We start from the raw sequence: 1,667 nt of genomic DNA on the forward strand, positions 1-1,667 counted from the left end.
CGCCCATCTCTCGTCGGGTGTTGTTGTTGATATTGCTGGTCATCCATGCGTCGTCGACGGGTGCTTCCGGGCGCATGTGGAAGTCCTGGACCCAGCGCATCCTGGTGCCGGTACCCTCTGGTTCGTAGGTCCACTCGATATTCATGAACTCGAAAGGCCCTGTTTCAACGCGGTGCGCCTGGACGCGGTGTCTGTCCGGGTCCAGAGTCCGTTCCGAAACCCAGCTCCAGACGTTTCCGTTGGCATCCGGGTGCATGGTGAGCCGGAACCTGAAGGTCTTGTCGTGGTGTTCGAGAATTTCTACCGAGGCGTACTCCGTGAAGAGCTCCGGCCAGTTTTCGAGATCATTGGTTGTTTTCCAGACGAGATCGATGTCAGCGTCGATCCAGATCGAGTTGTCCGTGTGTGAGGCCATCATTCTCCATTCGGTTCACCAGGTGGGCGCAATGGTCCGCCCAGGCTCGTTCTGTTTTGTCAGGCGATGACCTGTCCGGCGGCGTTGATCGTGGCGAGGATCTGTTCGAGGGTGTAGCCGGTGGGCGGTTCCGCGGGCAGCTCGATCCCGAACGCGTCGAAGACGACGGTCTGCAGGTGCAGGTACGCCAGTGAATCGATCCCGACCTCGGCGAACGTGACGTCAAGGTGCGCCGGGCGGTCGTCGGGGGCGAGCACGGTCTGTTCGATGAGAAAGTCGAGCAGCCGGTCGGTGTTCCAGGCATGTTCCATGACGTTCTCTCCCTTGTGGTGGTGGCTGGGGGCGGCCGGCGGTCAGGGTCGGGGAGGCCGCTGGTCAGCCCGTTCGCTCCGTTCAGTGGGTCAGCCGGTCAGTCGGCAGCCCATGAGTAGAAGTTCCGCGCCATTGCGTCCCGTGGACTTTTCCAGGTTGCCGGGTCGTACGCTGTGATGTGTTTCCCCAGTTTCGCGTTGACGTCCACGAACAGTGGATGTTCACGAAACTGGGGCAGCGCGTGGCTGACATCGTCAGCCGCCTCGATCAGATGGAAATACAGTCCGTGAAAGCTGAACAGATCGCGGCGGACGACGCCTAGCAGACGAGGCAGCTGGCCGTTGTCCGACTCCTGGAAGATGTCGGCGACAGCGGTTTCATCGCTGGTTTCCATGCGAGCGACGATAAGGGTCCGGTGCGTCATCGGGAAGGTCCGGGAACAGCTGGGCGGACCTGGCTGTAGAACACTGACACGCATGCTCCCTAGCTGTACTTGGAAGAACTCGGACGAGCGTGCGCGACATCGGTGTCGCATTGACGCCGGCATGTGCTGACGATATGCCAGAACCGCTGGTAGACGCCTGTTTTATGCTTTGATCAGCGGCTGCTCCCGGCTGCCTTCGATGATCTGATGACGCGGGTCCAGCGGACCGCGAAGCGATCTGTTGCATCCGCCCTTGCTGTACCGCGATAAGCCCCCGGAAGCCAGTCCCGACCTGGCCTTTGCCCCCGTAGCAGCATGCTTTATTTGTTCCGCCTGTGTCTCGAAATTGATCTGGCAGGAACATGTAGTGGCAACTTGATGCCAAGTATGGCCTCCAGTGTGCCGGTTCTGTTATAGCCAACCCCGCTCCGCCGCGAGGATGCCGGCCTGGAACCGGCTGCGGGCGTCCATCCGGCGCATCAGGTCAGCGATCATCCGGCGCACTGTCCGGACCGA

3 protein-coding genes are annotated in these 1,667 nt (G+C 60.9%); all 3 read right to left on the bottom strand.

Annotated features, from left to right (window positions below; translation table 11 throughout):
* On the bottom strand, positions 1–415 hold a 415-nt coding region (locus MJ783_RS11345; RefSeq protein WP_239310367.1), incomplete at its 3' end, for an SRPBCC family protein.
* Between the two features lie 59 nt (positions 416–474).
* On the bottom strand, positions 475–726 hold the full coding sequence (locus MJ783_RS11350; RefSeq protein WP_239310368.1) for a phosphopantetheine-binding protein: 252 nt from the start codon (positions 724–726) through the stop codon (positions 475–477).
* Positions 727–824: 98 nt separating this feature from the next.
* Entirely contained in the window at positions 825–1,151 is a 327-nt protein-coding gene (locus tag MJ783_RS11355) for a TcmI family type II polyketide cyclase (RefSeq protein ID WP_239310369.1), read from the bottom strand.
* Between the last annotated feature and the right edge of the window lie 516 nt (positions 1,152–1,667).

It is taken from the genome of Protofrankia sp. Cj3, assembly GCF_917627355.1.
Taxonomy (GTDB): domain Bacteria; phylum Actinomycetota; class Actinomycetes; order Frankiales; family Frankiaceae; genus Protofrankia.